This window comes from Anaerotruncus sp. 80, from assembly GCF_009936115.1.
Classification (GTDB): domain Bacteria; phylum Bacillota; class Clostridia; order Peptostreptococcales; family Anaerovoracaceae; genus Senimuribacter; species Senimuribacter intestinalis.
The window spans coordinates 40,616-57,666 of record NZ_QWES01000020.1; the positions used below are offsets into that span (position 1 = coordinate 40,616).

General features: G+C 43.8%; 22 protein-coding genes. 20 read left to right on the top strand and 2 right to left on the bottom strand.

Going from position 1 to position 17,051, the window contains the following annotated elements; all coding sequences use genetic code 11:
* The first annotated feature begins 2 nt into the window (after positions 1 to 2).
* The 19 genes from D1155_RS11025 to D1155_RS11115 all read left to right on the top strand — a co-directional run bounded on the left by D1155_RS11025 (position 3) and on the right by D1155_RS11115 (position 14,208).
* A complete protein-coding gene (locus tag D1155_RS11025; protein WP_160202460.1) occupies positions 3 to 431 on the top strand; it encodes a hypothetical protein in 429 nt (142 codons plus the stop codon).
* Between the two features lie 23 nt (positions 432 to 454).
* The gene (locus D1155_RS11030) at positions 455 to 610 is read left to right on the top strand and encodes a hypothetical protein (protein ID WP_201759589.1); all 156 of its coding nucleotides are present in this window, start codon (positions 455 to 457) and stop codon (positions 608 to 610) included.
* A gap of 3 nt (positions 611 to 613) precedes the next feature.
* A complete protein-coding gene (locus tag D1155_RS11035) occupies positions 614 to 2,530 on the top strand; it encodes a tape measure protein (RefSeq protein ID WP_160202461.1) in 1,917 nt (638 codons plus the stop codon).
* Positions 2,531 to 3,244 carry a LysM peptidoglycan-binding domain-containing protein gene (locus D1155_RS11040; RefSeq protein ID WP_243151078.1) on the top strand — a complete coding sequence of 238 codons (714 nt, stop codon included), beginning with the start codon at positions 2,531 to 2,533 and terminating at the stop codon, positions 3,242 to 3,244.
* Positions 3,245 to 3,248: 4 nt separating this feature from the next.
* Positions 3,249 to 4,769 carry a CHAP domain-containing protein gene (locus tag D1155_RS11045; RefSeq protein WP_160202462.1) on the top strand — a complete coding sequence of 507 codons (1,521 nt, stop codon included), beginning with the start codon at positions 3,249 to 3,251 and terminating at the stop codon, positions 4,767 to 4,769.
* Between the two features lies 1 nt (position 4,770).
* Positions 4,771 to 5,079 carry a DUF2577 domain-containing protein gene (locus tag D1155_RS11050; protein WP_160202463.1) on the top strand — a complete coding sequence of 103 codons (309 nt, stop codon included), beginning with the start codon at positions 4,771 to 4,773 and terminating at the stop codon, positions 5,077 to 5,079.
* Positions 5,080 to 5,502 (top strand): DUF2634 domain-containing protein, encoded by a 423-nt coding sequence (locus D1155_RS11055; RefSeq protein WP_160202464.1) that lies wholly within the window; start codon positions 5,080 to 5,082, stop codon positions 5,500 to 5,502.
* A complete protein-coding gene (locus tag D1155_RS11060; RefSeq protein ID WP_160202465.1) occupies positions 5,495 to 6,556 on the top strand; it encodes a baseplate J/gp47 family protein in 1,062 nt (353 codons plus the stop codon). The genes D1155_RS11055 and D1155_RS11060 overlap by 8 nt, the downstream gene beginning before the upstream one ends.
* A complete protein-coding gene (locus D1155_RS11065; RefSeq protein ID WP_160202466.1) occupies positions 6,549 to 7,106 on the top strand; it encodes a putative phage tail protein in 558 nt (185 codons plus the stop codon). Before D1155_RS11060 ends, D1155_RS11065 begins: the two co-directional genes overlap by 8 nt.
* A complete protein-coding gene (locus D1155_RS11070) occupies positions 7,106 to 8,176 on the top strand; it encodes a hypothetical protein (RefSeq protein WP_160202467.1) in 1,071 nt (356 codons plus the stop codon). The genes D1155_RS11065 and D1155_RS11070 overlap by 1 nt, the downstream gene beginning before the upstream one ends.
* A gap of 2 nt (positions 8,177 to 8,178) precedes the next feature.
* Complete coding sequence (locus D1155_RS11075) at positions 8,179 to 9,639, top strand: hypothetical protein (RefSeq protein ID WP_160202468.1); 1,461 nt, start codon at positions 8,179 to 8,181, stop codon at positions 9,637 to 9,639.
* A gap of 4 nt (positions 9,640 to 9,643) precedes the next feature.
* Positions 9,644 to 9,961: a hypothetical protein gene (locus tag D1155_RS11080; protein WP_160202469.1), complete on the top strand. Its 318-nt coding sequence runs from the start codon at positions 9,644 to 9,646 to the stop codon at positions 9,959 to 9,961.
* Positions 9,962 to 9,969: 8 nt separating this feature from the next.
* The gene (locus D1155_RS11085) at positions 9,970 to 11,778 is read left to right on the top strand and encodes a hypothetical protein (RefSeq protein ID WP_160202470.1); all 1,809 of its coding nucleotides are present in this window, start codon (positions 9,970 to 9,972) and stop codon (positions 11,776 to 11,778) included.
* Positions 11,768 to 12,178 carry a carbohydrate-binding protein gene (locus tag D1155_RS11090; protein WP_160202471.1) on the top strand — a complete coding sequence of 137 codons (411 nt, stop codon included), beginning with the start codon at positions 11,768 to 11,770 and terminating at the stop codon, positions 12,176 to 12,178. Before D1155_RS11085 ends, D1155_RS11090 begins: the two co-directional genes overlap by 11 nt.
* Before the next feature lie 10 nt (positions 12,179 to 12,188).
* The gene (locus D1155_RS11095; RefSeq protein WP_160202472.1) at positions 12,189 to 12,461 is read left to right on the top strand and encodes a hypothetical protein; all 273 of its coding nucleotides are present in this window, start codon (positions 12,189 to 12,191) and stop codon (positions 12,459 to 12,461) included.
* Positions 12,462 to 12,472: 11 nt separating this feature from the next.
* Complete coding sequence (locus tag D1155_RS11100) at positions 12,473 to 12,667, top strand: holin (RefSeq protein ID WP_201759586.1); 195 nt, start codon at positions 12,473 to 12,475, stop codon at positions 12,665 to 12,667.
* 338 nt (positions 12,668 to 13,005) lie between these two features.
* Positions 13,006 to 13,578 carry an N-acetylmuramoyl-L-alanine amidase gene (locus tag D1155_RS11105; protein WP_160202474.1) on the top strand — a complete coding sequence of 191 codons (573 nt, stop codon included), beginning with the start codon at positions 13,006 to 13,008 and terminating at the stop codon, positions 13,576 to 13,578.
* Between the two features lie 68 nt (positions 13,579 to 13,646).
* Positions 13,647 to 13,907, top strand: a complete 261-nt coding sequence (locus D1155_RS11110; RefSeq protein ID WP_160202475.1) for a type II toxin-antitoxin system Phd/YefM family antitoxin — start codon at positions 13,647 to 13,649, stop codon at positions 13,905 to 13,907.
* Positions 13,897 to 14,208 carry a type II toxin-antitoxin system RelE/ParE family toxin gene (locus tag D1155_RS11115; protein WP_160202476.1) on the top strand — a complete coding sequence of 104 codons (312 nt, stop codon included), beginning with the start codon at positions 13,897 to 13,899 and terminating at the stop codon, positions 14,206 to 14,208. Before D1155_RS11110 ends, D1155_RS11115 begins: the two co-directional genes overlap by 11 nt.
* A gap of 22 nt (positions 14,209 to 14,230) precedes the next feature.
* On the opposite strand, the gene D1155_RS11120 is transcribed toward D1155_RS11115, so the two are convergent.
* Positions 14,231 to 14,422, bottom strand: coding sequence for a helix-turn-helix transcriptional regulator (locus D1155_RS11120; protein ID WP_160202477.1), 192 nt, complete (start codon positions 14,420 to 14,422; stop codon positions 14,231 to 14,233).
* 604 nt (positions 14,423 to 15,026) lie between these two features.
* Here D1155_RS11120 and D1155_RS11125 point away from each other — a divergent pair.
* Positions 15,027 to 15,452: a PLDc N-terminal domain-containing protein gene (locus tag D1155_RS11125; RefSeq protein WP_160202478.1), complete on the top strand. Its 426-nt coding sequence runs from the start codon at positions 15,027 to 15,029 to the stop codon at positions 15,450 to 15,452.
* Between the two features lie 38 nt (positions 15,453 to 15,490).
* Here the strand turns inward: D1155_RS11125 and D1155_RS11130 are convergent, their stop codons facing one another.
* Positions 15,491 to 16,909 carry a spore germination protein gene (locus D1155_RS11130; RefSeq protein WP_160202479.1) on the bottom strand — a complete coding sequence of 473 codons (1,419 nt, stop codon included), beginning with the start codon at positions 16,907 to 16,909 and terminating at the stop codon, positions 15,491 to 15,493.
* Positions 16,910 to 17,051: the final 142 nt, after the last annotated feature.

Below are 17,051 nucleotides of genomic sequence, written 5' to 3' on the forward strand. Positions count from 1 at the left end.
ATATGAGTGAATTTTCAAGGTTTATGAAACAAAATCAGATTAAAAAAGAAAATACAACTTATCCGGCGACGGAAAGTCTGGTTGACGAAGACGGAAAGGCACTACTCTGGGAAATTCGACCAATTACAACATCGATGAACGATGGAATTGTAGATGAATGCTCCTATGAAGTGCAGGTGACCGGAAAGCCGGGGCTATATAGAACAAAAGTAAACCAATCAAAGCTGAAAGCAAAAGTCATTTGTGCATCGGTGGTCTATCCAAATCTGCACGACAAGAAACTGCAGGATTCCTACGGTGTTAGTAGCGATATCGAACTGATTAAGGAGATGATTCCAACATCTGGTGAATACAACAGATTCGTTGAGTTTATCAATGACTTTAACGGATTTACATCGATGCAGGAAGACGTGGACGAAGCAAAAAACTAATTGAGGGAGGCGATAGTGATGCAGTGTTTGCACACCATTGCCTCCAGGAACTGCATATAAGACCGTCGGAATATTTACAGATGGGCAGGCAGGAAAAAGCCTTTGTAATCGCATCTATTGAGCTACGGGCGGAGAGTGAGAAAAAGGCGACAGAAAAAGCAAAGAGAAAGAGAGTATAAAAGATGGCTACAATTATGACACAAATGTACCTGAATGACAATATGACAGCAGGTCTTCGCAATATTAATACTGCCCTTTCTCGTGTAATTGGCTCCCTTGGTTCGGTAGATGGGCAATTATCTGGTGGACTTGATTCTGGGGCACTCAGGGCAGCGCAGCAGGAATGCGATATGCTGAATGTAAAACTTGAAGAAATGGCAAATGCTGCAGGTCGTATTCCGGCGCCTGTGCGGCAGACTGAGAATGCCTTTGATTCTCTTACGGGAAAAGTGATGGGATTTGTTTCCGCCTATGCAGGAATACAGGGAGTCAAACGCTTAGTAGCCCTTTCCGATGAAGTGACTCAGACTACTGCGCGACTGAATCTGATGAATGACGGACTGCAAACAACGGCAGAATTGCAGAACAAAATCATGGAATCAGCAAATCGCTCAAGAGCCTCGTTCTTAACGCAGGCGGATATCATAGCGAAACTGGGGCAGAGGGCGCCAGATGCGTTTTCTTCCAATGATGAAACAATTCAGTTTGCGGAAAACTTGAGCAAGATGTTTGTTGTTGCCGGCGCCAGCCAACAGGAAATGGCGTCAGCATCGTTGCAGTTGACGCAGGCGCTGGGTTCCGGCGTACTGCGCGGCGAAGAGCTGAATGCTGTATTTGAATCGGCGCCGAATGTTATTCAGACCATTGCGGATTATTTGGGCGTGCCAATCGGAGAAATTAGAGAGATGGCGTCAGAAGGTCAGATTACTGCCGACATAGTCAAGCAAGCAATGCTGGGAGCCACAGAAGACATCAATGCACAATTTGAGAGTATGCCGATGACCTGGGCGCAGGTTTGGACACTGACGTGCAATAAACTGATTGCTGCCACGCAGCCGCTACTTAGCGTGATTAGTTTTCTTGCACAGAACTGGGATTTTTTACAGCCTATTGTGCTAGGCATAGCTGCCGCAATTGGAGGATTAGTTGCGGCACATTTGGCGTATAATGCGGCGGCTGCAATTTCATCTACGTGGACAAGTATTTGCGCTGCAGCACAAATGCTGAGAACCGAAGCAACATTTGCAGAAACAGCTGCTCAATACGGACTTAATGCAGCACTGCTCGCTTGTCCGATTACATGGATAGTTGGTGGAATCATTTTATTAATTACCATGCTATATGCGATTGTAGCAGTTATCAATAAAGTAACAGGAAAGTCCATTAGTGCTACAGGTCTTATTGTCGGAACGATAGCAGTGGCAGGAGCTCTCATAGGAAATATTGCGATTGGAACAATTAATGGAATTTTGCAAGCTGTTTGGGCTTTTGTTGAACCGTTTATTGGAATTGTGGAATGGATTTTAAATGTCGTAGACGGTGGATTTGATAGCTTTGGAGGAGCCGTTGCAAATCTCATTGGACAAATTATATCTTGGTTTCTGTCATTAGGAAAAATCGTGACAACAATTATTGATGCGATTTTCGGCACAAACTGGACAGATGGCTTAAATGATCTGCAGAAGAGTGTTATTTCCTGGGGTAAAAATGATAAGGCAATAACACTGGACAGAGAAGCTCCAAATATTGATTATCGCTTTGACTATTCCGATGCTTGGAACTGGGGTTATGGCAAAGGGTCAAATCTCTTTGGTGGCGGTAATGATGAGACGACAGAAGGTATACTCAGTGCAGCAGATAAAACCGCTGCCAATACTGATAAAATCGCCGATGCTCTTGACATTACCAATTCAAACCTGAAATATATCCGTGACTATGCTGCCGAAAAGGCGATTAACCGCTACACAGCAACAGAAATCAAAATCGACATGACAAACAACAATAACATCAATTCTGATGACGATATCGACGGCATCGTAGCTAAACTGAAGGGTAAGCTGGAGGAAGAAATGATTTCAACTGCAGAGGGGGTGCACTAAATGTATTATCTCTATCTGAATAAGATACTCATGCCGGTGACGCCGGAAAAGGTGCAGATAAAGGTGAAAGGCGGGAACCAGACTATTAGCCTGATTAACGAAGCTGAGGTCAATCAGGTCAAACCCAATAAGCTGACGGATATCAGATTTGAGGTACTGCTGCCGAACCAAGCGTACCCCTTTGCGCTGTACAAGGACGGGACTTTTAGAGCTCCGTCCTATTTTCTAGAGCAATTCGAAAAGCTAAAGGCAAAGAAAAAACCATTCAAATTCAAATTGCTTAGGACGGATCCGCAAGGAAATAGTCTCTTTGATACGTCCCTAGATGTGACGCTTGAAAGCTACACTGTCACAGAGGACGCAAAGGAGGGCTTTGATGTGAAAGTCTCCATTGAGCTGAAGGAGTACCGGGAATACGGTGTGACGACAATCAAAGTGAAGAAAGATAAAAAATCGTCAAAATCAAAAGTGACAAAGAAAGAGTCGAAGAAAAGCAGCTCAAAGAAAAATAAGGGCAGCAGCTACACGGTGAAGCCCGGGGATACCCTTTGGGCGATTGCCAAGAAGTTTTTAGGCAGCGGCAGTAAGTGGAAGACCATTTACAACGCCAATAAATCTACCATTGAAAAGACAGCTAAGAAACACGGCTATGCATCCAGCGCCACCGGCCACTGGATTTTTCCGGGAACAAAGCTGACTATACCAAAGGGGTGATGTTATGTCTGACTTAATTGATGTGGCAAAGGGTGAGCTTGGGTATAAAGCCTCAGAGAGCAACACCAAATACGGTAAATGGTATGGGACACAAGGACCGTGGTGCGCCATGTTTGTCAGCTGGTGTGCGAATCAAGCCGGAGTTAAGACCTCTGTTGTGCCGAAGTTTGCCTATGTGCCAACCGGTATGACCTGGTTCAAGAACAAGGGCAGGTACAAAGGGCGCGGTTCTTATACTCCAAAGCGAAATGATATCGTCTTCTTCGGCGGCGGCAACCATGTAGGCATTGTAGAGAAAGTCAGTGGTCAGACGCTGCACACTATTGAGGGGAATACCACAAACAGTGTGGCGCGCCGGCAGTATGCTTTGAGCAATTCTTACGTAACAGGATTTGGACTCGTGCATGAGCATATCACTTCTTCTGGTACGAAAAAAGACGGTAAGAAAAAGGATTCAGCTGAGGAATTAAAATACCTGAAACAAGTGCTGGCGCAGCAGGAGAAGCTGGACAAGAAGGTCAGCCAGGAGGTTAAGGAGTATGAAATATCCTCAGTAAAGGTGCATACGGTCAAAATACAGCTGATTGTTAAGCATAACGACAAATACTACGAGCTTCCGGTAAAAGACGGCATGAAGGTCACCTGGGAGCGCAAAAATGCCCCTGGGAAACTGACATTCACTACAATCCAAGACAGCAAGCGGAAGATTTACAATGGTGACTCAGTTACGCTGAAAGTAGGTAGCACCAATTTCTTTTTTGGCTTTATCTTTACGTTGAAACCGCAAAAGGACGGCAGCCTTGATGTGACGGTGTACGACCAGCTGCGGTACTTCAAGAACAAAGATACATACATGTACAAGAAAAAAACGACGACGCAGCTCATCAGAATGATTGCAAAGGATTTTGGTTTGCAGGCAGGAACCCTTGCCAATACGAAAATGGCGTTCAGCCGAATCGATGACAACATGACCCTCTTTGACATTGTGGGAAACAGCCTGGACGAGACGCTGATGAGTACGGGAAAAATCTATACATTGTATGATGAGTTTGGAAAGCTCAGGCTCAGGGAGCCGTGGAAAGTCAACGTCCTTATCGACAGCGAAACTGGCCAGGATTATAACTACAGCCGTTCCATCGATGACGGCGTGTATAACCAGATTAAACTTGCCTATGAAAATGAAGAAACCGGCAGCCTAGACCTATATGTCAGCAAGTCCTCCAAATCAATCAACAAGTGGGGACTTTTGCAGTACTTTGAGAAGATTGATGATCCAAAGGTAGCAAAACTAAAGGGAAAAGTTCTCCTGAAGATGTACAACAAAGTCGCGCGGACGCTTAAGATATCTGGTGCTTTCGGCTCGACGAGGGTGCGTGCAGGGTGTCTACTTCCGGTGCTAATGACGATTTACGATGTGAAGGTGTCTAACTATCTTCTGGTGGACAAAGTGACCCATGAGTTTTCTGCTGGCCAGCATACCATGGACTTAGAACTAAGTGGAGGTGATTTCGATAGCAGCTACTAACATGACACAACTAATTAAGCAGATAGCAGCGGAGGCTGTGGCTGCAGGAAAGCCTTGTGATATTATTACCGGAACTGTGATTTCGGTAAAACCATTAAAGATAAAAGTTTCTCAGAAGCTGACGCTGTCTGAGGATTTTTTGATTTTGGGAAGAAATGTTTCAGACTACGAGACAGAGATTACGCTTCCCGGGAGTGTAGGCAAGTCGAAGGTGACGATACACAATGCCCTAAAGAAGGGCGACACTGCAGTGATGATTCGTCAGGCAGGCGGTCAGCGCTACTTGGTGATTGATAAGGTGGTGGTATAAATGATTCCAAATCCTGATGCATACGAACTGGACGAAGAACAGGAAAACGATTTTGAAGAGGGCGTGATTCCCGATAAGACCTATCAGCTGGATTTTGAGAACCTGCGAATTGCTGGACTTGTCGATGAGATGACAGCAAGAAAGCAGGCCATCAAGAAAATCATCATGACAGAAGCGGAAGAGTATCTGATTTACGATGAAAACTACGGCTGCGCTTTGGTGGATTTAATCGGTGAGCAACCGCCGCTGGTGCAGTCTGAAGTAAGGGACAGTATCAGAGAGGGCATACTCGCCGACGATAGATTTGAGTCAGTGACCTTTACGGAGGAAAAGCTGCAGAGAGGAAAGTTATATTTGTCGCTAACAGTGACCTGCGTAGACGGTGAAGAAATTGAAGTAGAGGAGGTGGAAATCGATGTTTGAGGAGAAGACCTATGAATCTTTGATGGAAGAAATGCTGGACACGGTGGACGAAACCATCGATACCCGGCAAGGCTCTGTAATCTATGATGCGGTGGCGCCTATGGCGCTGGAAAACGCGCAGATGTACGTTGACATGGATATCTTACTGTCAGAGACTTTTGCGGACACTGCCAGCTATTATTATTTGATTAAAAGAGCCGCAGAACGCGGTATCTTTGTCAGACTGGGGATTCCTGCGGTGTTAAAGGCGCAGGCAGAACCGGAAAATATTGATATTCCAATAGATACAGAATTCAGCATTGGAGAACTGAACTACACGGTTACGGAGAATTTGGGGAATGGATTTTTTGCATTAACCTGTAAAGAAGCAGGGAGTGAAGGAAACAACACCGTAGACGACGTGATTCCTTTGGAAGACGTTTCGGGCTTGGAATCAATCGGGATTGTTGGCATTATCACTGCCGGCACTGATGATGAGGACGTCGAACACCTGAGAGAACGGTACTATGCGTCCTTTGACGAAGTTGCGTTTGGCGGAAATAAGGCGGAGTACCGGGAAAAGGTCAACGAGATGAACAACGTCTTCGGCTGTAAGGTGTATCCGGTTTGGAATGGCGGTGGTACGGTGAAGCTGGTTATCCTGGGCGCAGATTACCGTGCAGCGCCTGCGAAGGTAGTCGAGGCGGTGCAAGAGTCTATCGACCCAACAAAAGATGGTAGCGGCGTAGGAATCTCTCCCATCGGACATGTGGTTACTGTAGAGTCAGCTACAGAAGTCGCGCTTCCTATCAGCTGTCAGATTATCTATACCGATGGCTATAGCTGGGAAGACATTAAAGATTCTTTCGTGGACAGCGTGGAGACATATTTGAAGTCTTTGCGTGAGACTTGGGAGGATACAGATGGGCTTGTAGTACGGCAGGGACGCATTGAAAGCATTCTGCTGGACATTCCCGGTGTTGATGATGTGACGGGGGTATCAATTGCCGGCGGATCAGGTAACTATGTGATGGCGGATACCGAAGTACCGATTGTGGGGGAACTCGATGGATAGAAAATTGATTGAATATCTTCCGGAGTTTTTACGAGACTTTCGGGAAATGAAATTTTTGACAGATAAAGAACAGGTGCAGGCGGAGCGGCTTTGGAAAACGCTGGAGTCGATTTGGCAGAACCAGTTCATCGAGACGCTCGGTGAAGAGGGCTGCAGGCGATGGGAAGGCATTTTGCAAATCCATCACAGAGGATATAGGTCCTTAAAAGAACGGCGTGACACGATTCTGAGTAAAATGGCTGAACAAAGACCGTTTACAATACGAACACTGAGGAGAACTCTTACAGCGCTTTGTGGAGAAGATGGTTTTGACATAATGCTGATTCCTGAGGAATATTTTCTGCAGGCGAGAGTAAGGGTTGCAGCGGAAACAACAGACAGGGATGCAAAAGGACTGCTTCGTGCTGTAGATGATTATGTGGAGCGTGTTAAACCTTGCAATCTTACGTATGATTCATCTTTATTTGATAGACATACTGGCATTGCTGGTAGTTATTATGCTTGTGCGGTGTCCACATCAAAAACTTATACTATGGAGGTGGCTACATAATGGCATCGTGGAATAATGTAACGAAAACGGAACAGGGTCTGGCACTGGAACAGAAACTGTTGACACAGGAAAAACCGCTACGGCTTGTGTCAGCAAGGAGCGGTGCGGGAAAGGTGAATCCGACCCAACTTGTTAAACAGACAGCGGTTTCAGATCCAAAACAGACACTTGAGTTAAGACCTGTGTATTTATCGGAGGAGAATACAGCAACGATTCCGGTAATGCTTTCCAATGCCGGACTTGCGGAAGGGTACACCTTATATCAGGTAGGCATTTATGCAGAGGACCCAGACGGCGGAGAAGTGCTGTATATCATCGCCCAGACGGATATTATCAGCGGTGAAAGCGTGCCGGGAGCTGCGGAATCCGCAGGATATTCCATTGACTGGAATATCGCCGTAAAGGTTAGCAAAGCATCATCTATCGAAGTTGCGGTAAACGAAGCAGGGAAGCTGACATTATCACAGGCAGATGCGCTGTATCTACGAAAAGAAACGATGGATGACGCTCTTTCCGGCAAGGTGGATAAGGTAACAGGAAAGGGATTATCCACGAATGACTATACGACTGCTGAGAAAAACAAGGTTACGAATCTTCCGGCGGATACCAATGCCACACTGGGCAATAAAGTGGACAAGGTACCTGGCAAAGGGCTATCGACGAATGATTTTACTAATACCTACAAAGCAACGCTGGACGACCTGCCGGACGAAATAGAGCAAAACAGCAAGATTGACGCTGCCACTTCTGACCGTTACGGTCTTACAAACGGAACGCCGTCGCAGGCTTTTGACAGAGCAGTACAAATTCTGACAGCGACAATCCCGGCGGCTGGCTGGAGCACTGAGGCGAACGCAGAGGGCTGGTTTACTAATCAGGTAACCGTCACTGAAATGAAGATGGCGTACAACCCGGTACTTGATTTAGTCATCACGTCCGCAGCAATGGCAGAAGACGAGCGGGCGGCATTTGGACTGATTATGGAGTGTGAAACATTTGACGGATATGTGATTGCTAAGGCGCTGGAAATACCGGAAATTGATATTAACGTAAGATTTACAGGAGTTTAATTATGGGAAAGGCGAAAATTATAGGTGGCGGTGGTGGAATAAACATAAGAAATGGTATTGAACTACTTGGATATAGCACAGATGCTGATATTGAATCTGGAAATTTTGTACAGCGGATTGACAATAGCTATGCATTTTCAGCAGTACCAGGTGCAAGAAAAACAGCGATTATAAAACAGTGTGAAATTGACGATACCCATGTAGCTGTTGCGTATGCGATAACGGAAAGTGGGGCCACGGGTGCGGGTACTACTTATGGGCATATATATGTTTACATCGTTACATTGGACGATGATACACGTTCGCTAACGAAATCCACAGTGCTGGACTTAGGGTATGTAGGACCTGTAGGAGCATTAGATATGTCATGTAGGACTAACGGAAAAATCATTATCGGGTATGGACAGTATTATTCTTCTGGAAAATCTTCCTATGACACAGTGCTTGTACAAGTATCAGTTAATTACAGCGATATGTCAATTACGAAAGATTGGACTAAGCTACTGCGTTCATCGGGGTCATCGGGAAGGTATCAGCAGGACATGCATATGTTTTGGTTAGACAAAGATGATGACAGGATGTTGTTGTTCGTAGATGGCGGAAGCAATAATTGGCTTGCTTGCATGATTGTGCAGTTTACAAACGATTCAAATAATCCATACGTGATAATAACCCAAGAAAAAGCGACGGGCGACCCAAGAAACGATTATTACATTGATATTACACGACTTGACGTAAATCACTTGCTTATGGTTTATTCAGAGAGAACATATGAGGGAGATGGTTTGTGTGCACGAGTTATCACGATAGATGATAATGATGAAATAACCTACGGCACGAAACTAAAGGTTGACCCTACATACAGTAATTACAGAGTAATCTCGGTTCCGAGTGCACATACACAAATCAGTGATAATAAATTTTTGATATTGTGGGCAGCAAAATCTTCTTCTTCTGGCGTGGAGAGTAGGCTAAAAGGCGCTATCTTAACGATTTCCGATGCTTTTGTATTGTCTAGTACATCTGCAACAATTGACATCCCTATGCAGAATAAAAACGCTACGAGTGGAGTCTATCTGCTCACAGCCTTTGATTATATAAATACAGAACCATTACTCATATATACCAGTTATCCGGATTTAGTAACATCATGGGTCCATGTGGACGCAAGCAATATCGTTACAGCCACTGTTATTAAAAGTGGTATTGCAACTGGTACAGATGTAGGTTCCGGAAGTCTGAAGAGTATAAGCACCGTGGAGAAACCTATAATACATGCAAATTCCATTGTATCAATAGCCAGTGTTTCACACGGAGTCGGTACGGCTTATCCGGACAATATCTGGATACCGTTATTTGAGACTTGGGATATCAGTACTGACCGGATAGATGGAGTTGCAAAAAATAATATGAAATACAACTCAAGCGGTAAAGTTATAATTCTAGGAAATATGGAGGAATAACGCTATGAACATAATTGTAGATAGAATATCACATGTATTGGTGGATTTTGACACGGAAGTTGAGTACATGAGCAACGGTTATCCCAGACTGGTGAACAAAGATATTGCATTTGTTGCTGATGATGTTGAGGTTTGTACAGGTGTGGATATACCGGAAAACGTTGTAGTGGGCAAGTACTGTTATACTGCAGAAAACGGATTTTATGAAAATCCTGATTACGTAGAGCCGAATCCATACGGCATCCCTGACGAACTGGTGGAACAGATAAAAAATGATACTATCGCACAAGTGCAGGAAGGAGTTATCAATGGGAAAATGTAAAATTATGTATGGGGGGGGGGCAAGGCTTAAAAGTGAAAAACTCAATGCAAAGAAATGTTATAAACGCTACTGACAAGAAAATTGAAGGCAATGTATTTTTGCAAAGAACACCTAGTGCGGATATCAATAATGTTGCTAATATATCTTACAGCGAAAATTATATCCAAAGCCCTGCATATTTAAAGACCTGTACAGCAGAACTTACAGATCACAGTGTACTAATTTGTACGCAGGGATATGGCGATTATGTTACTTCCTCAGAAGTGCATATTACTATAATTAAAAACATAGATAATATAATTTTTCACTCTAATACTTTGGACATAAGTTTAGTCGGAAAAGGCTATAAACTAATGGACCGTTTAAAGAGTATAGGCTGTGCAGAGGATAGTAATGGCAATATTATGATTGTAATGGAATTTAGACAAATTGGTTACGACTCTGGCGTTAGTAATTTAGTGTACCAACAGATTAATAACAATAGCATGAATCTTACTGCTGGCAGCTTTTCGTACAATATGTCTTTTTACTCATTTTCGGATTTAGCCCAGAATGGTCAAGAGGCTGTACAAAATATAAAATATATTAATGGGGTGTATACGCATGCTTTTGCATATACGCCAAATCAAATTTCGAGCAGTACCGCCCAGTATTTTAGTGCGATACTTTTAGTATTTCGTCCAAATGCGTCTACAGGATTTACTGTAGAAAAAACTACATTTTCAGAACATCAAACCAGCGCTTCAGCATGCGTTTTTATCAATTCGCATGTAATAGGTCCATTTTTGATAAGTGTATTTTGTGTTAGGGGGTATTTAACGTGTTACGTGACGGATCTTACTAAAATTACCACAAATATTTATAAAAGTGTGTCCGATAACGTAGCAACAACGGTAAGTAATACATATGGTGCATTCAGCGCAGTGCTTGGAACTAATAATGTGTTTGTGGAGTCTCTTTATATAAATCAATTATATAGAGGGATTCAGGTGCTAATTGCAGATGACGGTACACCAACTATTACAAAGGTGATACCAACCAAAAAGTTTACAGAATTCACTTTTCGCGACGGATATTCGCATTGGGCAAGCAAAGTTATAGATGACTCGAAAGTGCTGGTAAGTATGTATTTTAACAAAAGCTCTTCAAATTGGTTTGCTGCGGCACTGTTTTCTTTGGAGGACAATGGTGAGATTGTCATAAAATCCACTAAAGTTGCGCCGGTGGTTAATCAAAACAATCTCAGCTCGTTTAGCGGATTGTTTAGTCAGAATTCTGGCTACTATATAGCACCTTTAAAATCAAATTTGTGCTATATGAATGTATGTATCGCCGAATCCGGGGACTTAATGGTAGACGTGATTAAGGATTGGACATCAGCCACAAGACCTTTACTGGCTTGTGCAGATGGCATAAAATTATTACTAATAGATATTAATGATATTAAAACGTTCGACTCCGAGAATGCGCAAGAGATTGATGCAGAAAAAACAAAAGACTACAGCGTTGAGAATCTTTATATCAGGTCTAAACTTTTGTGGGGAACGTATATAACTACACAATCCAATACAACTACTGTTGACATATTCGTAAAACCTATCAACTTAAACCTGAGTACAGGCGAATTTACGCATTATGTAAAGCCGTATAATGATTTGCTATATGGTGTGTCAAAAAAAGCGATGCTTCCAGGATCGGTAGGCGTTGCTTATGTGCCTGAGGCTATACCAGAAGCTACTGCATATGGATTATCTTACAGTATGGTTGATAGGGTAGTCGATGAAATTAAACGGGAGGTAATAAAAAATGCTAACTAATAAACAAAAGGAACTGATAGGAGTGCTTAAAGGATCATTGCCAACCGCCCCAGATGAGGTAGCGTTGCAACACGCAGACTGGTATCCAGTGTGGCGCCCGGAGATTTGCGTCAAGGTTGGGGACAGGCTTACATATGATGGCGCTTTATACCGGTGTCTGCAGGAACACGACACGCAGGAAACCTGGACACCAGTAGATGCACCTAGTCTTTGGGCAAAGGTGCTTATCCCAAATCCGGACATTATCCCGGCGTGGGAGCAGCCTGACAGCACTAATGCGTATGTAGCAGGTGACAAAGTAATCCATAACGGTAAAACGTGGGAATCCTTAGTTGACGGTAACGTATGGGAGCCGGGTGCCGTAGGAACAGAAAGTCTGTGGGCGGAAGTAACGGAGTAAAGGAGTACATATGACAGAAATTATGACAGCGGCGATTACCGCAGCAGGATTGATTGTTGTCCAGCTGATAGTGTCCAGTAAACAGCAAAGAGCGCAGGACATTAAGGTTGATGCGGCGCTAGCTGAAGTCAGAAAAGATATCCAGCGTCTTGAGGAAAAGCAGGACAAGCATAACAATCTTATCGAGCGCACCGCAGTTCTGGAGCGAGATGTGAAAACAGTATTTAAGCGCGTAGACGAAAACAAAGCGGAAATAGCATATTTAGAACATAAAGGAAAGTAGGAGGTATGAAAATGAGTAAGAAATGGCTTAAAGCAGCAGGAATCAGAGCAATTAAGACGATGGCACAGGCAGCCGTTGCCATGATTGGGACAAGCGTGGTACTAACAGATGTGAGCTGGCAGGTAACGGTGTCAGCTGCAGTTTTAGCCGGAATTTTGTCGTTGCTTACAAGCGTGGCAGGGCTGCCGGAAGTCGATGAAAAATAAACAACCTTGTCCGCAGGAACAAGGCGTGGTATAATACATATAGTCAAGAGTAAGCCATAAAAGCGGTTGACCTTCGGAAAGGGGAACCGAATGTCTGACTACGAAATCCTCGTCATCGTATTGATGATTATTGGGATTGTCAGATGGGATAACCACCGAAAATAAATAACCGCCCAGGCTGCAATCCAATAGGCGGTTATTTGAAACATAATTCAAATTCTACTTAGAGGGTCGGCCGCTTGGCTTTCCTCTTGACTCCAATATACCACGAAAAAAGAGATTATGCAATAGTCAATTTACCCTGCACTCCGCAGGGCTTTTTATTTTGGAGGTGTATTATGGCAAAGAAACCAATTTTATTCTATTTATCTGCAGGGCACGGCGGCAGCGACCCCGGTGCCGTCAGCGGAAAGTTTGTGGAAGCAGATATGGCAAGAGTTGTGATGGCAGCATGCAGAAAGGAATTGCTGGCGCACAAGGGGCGTACATACAAGGTTGCATACCCGGAAAAGGACGGTAGCGGCATGTCACTTGCGGCGCACGTTGCTGACATGGCGAGGTACAAAGCGAAAGGCTACAGAGTAGTGTCCGTTGACGGACATTTTAATGCCGGTGGCGGCGATGGTGACGAAGTCTGGGTATGGAAGGGCACCGTGACAAAGAGTCGCCTCGGCAAGGTGCTAGCTGATCTGATTATCGCGGAACTGAAAAAGGAAGGGCAGAACACCAGAGGCGTTAAGTATACCAATGACCTGTACTTCCTCAAGGGCGTTGGCGTGCCAGTACTGGTGGAATACGGCTTTTTGGACAACAAAACCGACCGGAAAGGTTTTGACACAAAAAAAGAGCTAGAGGCTTACGGCAAGGCGACGGCAAGAGCGCTGATTAAGTACTGGGAGAAGTATAAATAGAGCAATTTACGGTTCTTGTCTTTGCGACACAATTATGATATAATTATGCCATGAAAGGAGCTGATTCTATGCCAAGAATAATTCCAATAAGGGATCTGAAAGATACCGCAGCAATCTCTCAAATGTGCAATGAATCCATGGAACCGGTTTATATCACAAAAAACGGATATGGCGATATGGTTATCATGAGTATGAAAGCTTATGAAGAAAAACTATGGATGCAGGAAATTTATGCAAAATTAGCAGAAGCCGAAGCGGAAGTTAGCGAAGGAAAGCTTGTAGAGGCACGTACCGCATTAAACGATTTAAGAGGAAAGTATGGGTTATAAGGTAGTTGAAACAGAGCAGGCGGTGCAGGACTTAGATGGGATTTTGGGATATATTGCAAATTCCCTCGCAAATCCTTCAGCCGCTGCAGCATTTGCCGATGAGGTTGAAAAATGCTATACTAATCTTGAGGGCATGCCTTTGATGTATGAGCAGTGTCGTGATTCACGACTTCGTGTGCTAGGATATCGCAAAGCTGTAATCAAAAACTATATTCTGATTTACAGAGTAGGGGAAAAGGAGAAAACTGTTTATATTCTTCGGCTTTTCTATTGCAGACAAAACTATGGAGATTTAGTTTGACTACAAAATTTTAGCCAGGGCATTAACCCTGGCTCTTTTCATTTTTTGCAATTCGCTGATATTCACGGATAACCATCTCTTCAAGCCATGGAGCAGGAGTACGCTTCCCTGCTTCCCAGTCCTGCTGCGTGCGCGCGGGAATGCCCAAAATCTCATAGACTTGTTTCTGCGTTAATCCGGCAGCTTTACGAGCCTCTTTAATCTTACTTTCCATCTTTTTTCTCCTTGTAATACTTACATAGTTCAACAACACCGTAAATGATTGTGCAGACAATGACTGCAATGCCAATATATCCTACGATTCCCATAGCTGTTGACACACGAAAATTTTAAGGGTAAAATATAGTCAGACGGGGGCTTTCGCCCCGGTGCTCACAGCAGGTATGTATCTACCAGCAGGAGCACCAGTCCTGATACCAGACCTGCGATTATGTTGTCGGCTATACTATGTAATCGCGGGTCTTTTTTCTTATCATGTTTACCCATTCATGTGCTTTCCTCCTTTCCTTATCTTTAATTATATTATACACGCAATGCGTGGATTTATCAAGAGGAAAATGCAAATTTCTTGTATAAAATCTCCATTTTCTTTTGGCGGTAATTCCGTGCGCATATACCATCTTCCCCTTCGCCCCCTGCCTCGCACTGAATCAGGCGGGCGAAAAGCTCTCGTGTGTTATAAGCCATGGGTTCACCTCGGGGTTAAAAGTTTCAATAATAACATATGCACCAAGGATAAAATGTGGTATACTATAAGCAGAAATTTGTCGAAAGACTTTTTGAAGGGAGATAAAGATATGATTATTGGAAGCATATTTATGATTTTAATAATTCCGCTGATTTTAATCTTTGCATTAGGGGTTCCTATTCTTCTGGCAGTTTTAGTTTATCGCGATGCCAATAAGAGAGTGGATTGTTCACCGTGGCTGTGGGCACTTGTTGCAGCTCTGGTGCCGAGCTTTATCGGTGTGATTGTATATTTGATTATTCGCAGAGACTATCCGCTAAAGCCAGAGTACCGTATTTATGAAGCGGGCAGTGCAGGGCAGTATCGCTATGAACAGGGAAGCCAGGAATATCCGCAGGCACAGAAAGGTATGCCGACTTGGGCAAAAGCCCTGATTATCATCGGACTGGTTATCTTTGCGATTTGCATTATCGGTATGGTTGTAAGTGTAATTAATTATATTACAGGGTATAGTACCGGCTATCATTATCACAACGATTTTGGCTACGGTTTTTAATTTCATTTAAATATTTTAAGAAAAAATATTCAGGGCGGCTACTTTGCCGTCCTGAATATTAGTTTTTTGAGAGCGCTCCACTTGAAAGGAATCAGCGGATAGAGATAAGAATGACCGCTGAGAGTTTTTGTAATGGCAACTTGTAACATACCCAGTAGGAGGGCACCAATGAGACCGGCAACTCCAAAGAGCATGGCGCCGATGAGCATAAGCAGGCGAATAAATTTTACACCGTAAGACAGCTCGATACTTGGCTGGGTAAAGGATGCCAGGGATACCACTGCCATCATTAAAATTGTTTGTGGGATAAACCAGCCGGAATCCACGGAAAACTCTCCAAGAATCAGGGCACCGATGACAGAAAGTGACATGCCTAGAGACTCCGGCGTATTGAGAGAGGCAAGTCGCAGACCGTCGATGGCAAGTTCCAGCAGGATAAATTGCCAGAATACCGAAAGCGCATAAGGATCCTTTGGCGTGATAAAATCCATATCACCCGGCGGCGGAATATCTCCTTCAACGATGAGCAGATAAATAGGCGTCAGCAGCAAAATGACCAGCATGTTGAAAATTCGTAGAATGCGCAGATAATTTCCTGTAATCAAAGGAAAATAGTAGTCATCTACATCTTGCGTAAAGTCAAAAATTCCCACAGGAATCAGAACTACCGTCGGTGAATTGTCGATGACAAGAGCAATTTTTCCTTCTGTCAGATGGGCGGAAATAATATCAGGTCTTTGGGTGTAGCGCACCTTAGGAAATGGATTGAGTCGCCATCTGCGCTTGCCGCCAGTTAAATTTGTGATCAGTTGTTCGACGATAGTCTGATCTCCAATGGAAACACTGTCAACTACGATTTCTGAAAGCCCTTTTTCAACTCGCTGCACCAGGTCGGTATCGGCAGCCCCTTTCATATAGCAGACCGCTACGTCAGTACGAGATTTTTCACCTACTGTGTATTTCTCGAAAATCAGCCTATTGTCACGAATACGACGGCGGATGAGGCCCAGGTTATCCATGAAGTTTTCTGTAAAACCGTCCTTGGGACCGCGCAAGGTTTTCTCCTTTTCCGGCTCTTCAACACCTCTCTGCGGATATCTTCTTGTATCTGCGACGATAATTTTATCGAATCCGTCTAAAATAATGGGAGAAAGACCGGAATAGAGAAACTTCACTGCTGCGTCGATGTCGGTTTCAATCGAACTGTTGATAAACGGGAAAAGTTCTGCGACGAATTGTTCTGTATTCTCTACTTTCTGCATGCGGTCTTCTGGAACAGCCAGTAAAAAATTAAAGAGAAGCTGCAGTTTTTCACTGTCGGAGAGCCCATCGACAAAGTATAGTCTGCCGTGCCTTCCTCCGATTACAATCTGGCGCTCAACTAGATCAAAGGCTTCGCCAAGGGGCAGCTGTCCGGTAAAATGCTCCAGAAAATACTGATATTTATTTTCACTCATAAAACCTCCTAATAATTTAAAGTTCCAAGAGAACAAGCAATAAAATGAGCGTATAATTATTTTGTCAAAAACCTTGAAATTCATACGTCGGAAAGTATATAATAATATGGATTATGTGCTATTGTTAGAAAAACCAAAATGG

Coding starts and splice junctions, on each gene's coding strand:
- D1155_RS11075 (WP_160202468.1), top strand. CDS start 8,179: ATGGGAAAGGCGAAAATTATAGGTGGCGGTGGTGGAATAAACATAAGA.
- D1155_RS11070 (WP_160202467.1), top strand. CDS start 7,106: ATGGCATCGTGGAATAATGTAACGAAAACGGAACAGGGTCTGGCACTG.
- D1155_RS11125 (WP_160202478.1), top strand. CDS start 15,027: ATGATTTTAATAATTCCGCTGATTTTAATCTTTGCATTAGGGGTTCCT.
- D1155_RS11040 (WP_243151078.1), top strand. CDS start 2,531: ATGTATTATCTCTATCTGAATAAGATACTCATGCCGGTGACGCCGGAA.
- D1155_RS11090 (WP_160202471.1), top strand. CDS start 11,768: ATGCTAACTAATAAACAAAAGGAACTGATAGGAGTGCTTAAAGGATCA.
- D1155_RS11080 (WP_160202469.1), top strand. CDS start 9,644: ATGAACATAATTGTAGATAGAATATCACATGTATTGGTGGATTTTGAC.
- D1155_RS11065 (WP_160202466.1), top strand. CDS start 6,549: ATGGATAGAAAATTGATTGAATATCTTCCGGAGTTTTTACGAGACTTT.
- D1155_RS11095 (WP_160202472.1), top strand. CDS start 12,189: ATGACAGAAATTATGACAGCGGCGATTACCGCAGCAGGATTGATTGTT.
- D1155_RS11110 (WP_160202475.1), top strand. CDS start 13,647: ATGCCAAGAATAATTCCAATAAGGGATCTGAAAGATACCGCAGCAATC.
- D1155_RS11105 (WP_160202474.1), top strand. CDS start 13,006: ATGGCAAAGAAACCAATTTTATTCTATTTATCTGCAGGGCACGGCGGC.
- D1155_RS11050 (WP_160202463.1), top strand. CDS start 4,771: ATGACACAACTAATTAAGCAGATAGCAGCGGAGGCTGTGGCTGCAGGA.
- D1155_RS11045 (WP_160202462.1), top strand. CDS start 3,249: ATGTCTGACTTAATTGATGTGGCAAAGGGTGAGCTTGGGTATAAAGCC.
- D1155_RS11130 (WP_160202479.1), bottom strand. CDS start 16,909: ATGAGTGAAAATAAATATCAGTATTTTCTGGAGCATTTTACCGGACAG.
- D1155_RS11035 (WP_160202461.1), top strand. CDS start 614: ATGGCTACAATTATGACACAAATGTACCTGAATGACAATATGACAGCA.
- D1155_RS11060 (WP_160202465.1), top strand. CDS start 5,495: ATGTTTGAGGAGAAGACCTATGAATCTTTGATGGAAGAAATGCTGGAC.
- D1155_RS11085 (WP_160202470.1), top strand. CDS start 9,970: ATGGGGGGGGGGCAAGGCTTAAAAGTGAAAAACTCAATGCAAAGAAAT.
- D1155_RS11120 (WP_160202477.1), bottom strand. CDS start 14,422: ATGGAAAGTAAGATTAAAGAGGCTCGTAAAGCTGCCGGATTAACGCAG.
- D1155_RS11055 (WP_160202464.1), top strand. CDS start 5,080: ATGATTCCAAATCCTGATGCATACGAACTGGACGAAGAACAGGAAAAC.
- D1155_RS11100 (WP_201759586.1), top strand. CDS start 12,473: ATGAGTAAGAAATGGCTTAAAGCAGCAGGAATCAGAGCAATTAAGACG.
- D1155_RS11025 (WP_160202460.1), top strand. CDS start 3: ATGAGTGAATTTTCAAGGTTTATGAAACAAAATCAGATTAAAAAAGAA.
- D1155_RS11115 (WP_160202476.1), top strand. CDS start 13,897: ATGGGTTATAAGGTAGTTGAAACAGAGCAGGCGGTGCAGGACTTAGAT.